We start from the raw sequence: 2,904 nt of genomic DNA, 5'->3' as shown, positions 1-2,904 counted from the left end.
GTAGAATTCGCGTTCCTCATCGCCTTCCCGCCAGCGTTCACTGGCCGAGAAGTTGTACCAGTTGCGCACGTCGATGACTTTCTGCATCCAGCGCTTGTCGTGCTCGACCTTGCCTTCGCGCCCCCGGAATTTTTCCATGATGGCCTTGACCTGCAAAAAGCGCTCCTCGGTGTACAGCTCGTCACTGCCGAGGGTGTTGCTGAGAATCTGCCTCAGTTCCGCCTGAAATTCCCGGATGTCCACGTCCTGCGCCGGGGTCGCCAGCAGTTTGATATAAGTGCCCTGGTTGTATTCGATCTGGTGCAGCGAGCGGTTGATTGCTGTGATCTTTTCCTCAATCTGCTTGCGCTCTTTTTCCAGTTGGCTGCGAAACATAACCACGCTCTGGATGGTCTGCTCGTTGAGCATCTGCTTGAATTTGGCTTCGTGGCGCGGCAAATCCTCGCGTTGCAGGGTGTCGAGCATCTGCCGGTATTCGTGCCCGGCCCCGATTTGCGCATCCACTTCGCTGGTTTCCGCCGGGTAGTCGTTGCGGTATTTCTGCATCTGCTGGATGATGCGTTCGGTCAGCTTGCCGAGTTTGGCGGTGTCGTTCTGGATGCGGGCATTCATCGCCTCGCGGATTTCACGCTGGCTTTTGTCGAGATTGCGCAGGTTGAGGGCGGTATCCTGCAGGATACTTTCCCGCCATTGTTGTAGCAAAACGCCGGATTCGGGCGTAATGCTTTCGCGGTATTCGTTCGCCAGTTCGTTGGCCTGTTGAAGATCGTCGCGGGCGTCATCCACTTTGCTTTTCAGCTCACCCTGTTCACCCAGCAGCTGCTTTTCACGGGCTTCCTGCTGTTGGCGCTCTGCCACCGTCTGCTGCAATTGTTGCTGAAGCGCTTGCAGGATGTCGGAACTGTGTTCGATCGTCTGCCGTTCCTGTTGCAGGGTTTCGATACCGAGCACCGGCGCTTGCCAATCGATGTCGCCGAACCGGGTGATTCTCTTTAGGTCGCGGACGGCGTTTTTCTGCTCATCCAGTGTTTTGCGCTGCTGTTCGACCTGGGTAATCGCTACGGCGAAGCGGTGCGCCTCCCTGCCCAGCGATGCCTGTTGCGCTTCCAGCACCTTGAGCTTTTCCAGGTTGCTCCAGCCGAGCACGTAGCGGCTGCGGTCGTGAATAGGGTAACGGTCGTCTTTCTCATGGCGCTGCTGGCCGGATTTGATCTGACCGTTACGGGTGATGGCGTGGGCATGACGGCGGAATTCATCCAGCGTATTGCAACAGGTGTAGTTGAAGCGTTGGGCCAGTTCCTGCTCCAGCCAGTCGTAAAATTCGCTGTCAGGCTTGATGCGCAACCTGGCGGCCAGGGTATCCACCTCCTGCGTGGTATGGCGACGCACTTCATCCCTGACACGAAAATACACCAGGCGGCCTTGCAGATGGGTTTGTTCCACGTACTGGTTGACACGGGCATACAAGCGGTCAGACACCAACAGGCTGAGGCCGAAATTGTGCAGCACGCGCTCAATCGCGCCTTCCCATTCCGTTTCCCGCTCATCGACTTGCAGCAGTTCACCAGCAAAAGGCAGTTCGTATTCCTCCAGTTGCAGGGTTTCCAGCATCTGCTGGCGCATGGCGAGGTTTTTCAGCGGGATATTGGATTTGCGCTGACGCAGGGAATCGATTTCCTGCTGAAGCTGGTCATATTCCCTGCGTTTCAGACTGAGCTGGATGGCGTTGTGATCACGCTCCTGTTGCAGGGTGGATTCCTGTGTCGCCAGTGTGCTGCTCAAGCCTTCCAGTTGCCGGTGGTTGGCGTAGAAACGTTCCTCAGCAGCCTGCGGGTCAAGTTCCAACTGACGGCAGGCCTGTTCGTAATCGTGGAATGTCTGCTTGCAACGGCGCACCGTCTCTTCCAGTTGGCGGATTTCACGCTCAATCTCGCGCAGGCGGCGGCCACCCTGATCTTCGATGTGGCGATGCAGGTCGTTTTCCTTGTCGCGCAGGCCCTGGATGGCTGCAACCAGTTTTTCCAGCCGGTGTTCAAGCTGGGCGGACTGCTGGGTGAGCTTGTCGATGTACTCCTGCAAAAGCTCACTGTGAAAGCGGGCAAACCAGCCTGCCAGCGCTTCGCGGGCGGCGCGCAGGGCTTCGATGGCAGTTTTGAGGCGATGGTGGTGCTGCAAACCGTCACACAACGGGGAGAGCTGTTCAATCTGGGCGCGGGCTTTCAACACCGCTTCGTGCAGGCGATTGAGGTTGTCGAAACCGTGCAACAGATCATCCAGTTGCCCCTGCACGTCGGTCTGTTCCAGCATGTGCTGGCGCACGAAGTCGGTGAGGTTGCCGACCGATTTCATCGATACGGTCTGGTAGAACAGATCCAGCGCCTGTTCCGACTGGATGCCGAAATGCCGCCGGAACAAGGTGGCGTATTCGCGGTAGGTGCTGCTGATTTGCACGCCATTGATGTTACGCAGTTTCTTTCTGAGCTGGTTGATGTCGCTGCCGAAATGGCTGAAATGCTCGCGGATACTCAACTGGCTGTCGGCGTTGACATAGAAACGTTCCGGTTGGCTGTTGCCATCCCTGAGCCAGAATACCTGCGCCAACGTCATTCCCTGACCGAAATCGGCATTGTAAAACCAGGCCAGCAGCACGCTGTAATTCGACTCATTGCGCAGGGTCACAGCTTTGGAAGCCTGTGACATTTCGCTTTGCTCACTTTTATACGCGCCGCGCACGTAGGAAGCGAGGCTACGTTCCTTCGACTCAGCGCCAGCTGCCTTGTTGTAGGTGATTTTCTGGGTGGAAACCAGCAGCGTGGTGAGCGCACCGACCACGGTGGATTTGCCGGAACCAATGTCGCCGGTCAGCAGCGAATTGTTGCCCTCGGGATTGATGTGCCAGATGTG

1 protein-coding gene is annotated in these 2,904 nt (G+C 57.1%); it reads right to left on the bottom strand.

Annotated elements, in window-relative coordinates:
- Nucleotides 1–2,904: ATP-binding protein (locus VSS37_RS12990; protein WP_324695875.1), on the bottom strand; the 2,904-nt coding region annotated here is incomplete at both ends.

It is taken from the genome of Candidatus Thiothrix phosphatis (assembly GCF_035668035.1).
Lineage (GTDB): Bacteria > Pseudomonadota > Gammaproteobacteria > Thiotrichales > Thiotrichaceae > Thiothrix > Thiothrix phosphatis.
Note: the sequence above shows the minus strand (reverse complement) of the source record. Positions and strands in the feature narration are given on the sequence as shown.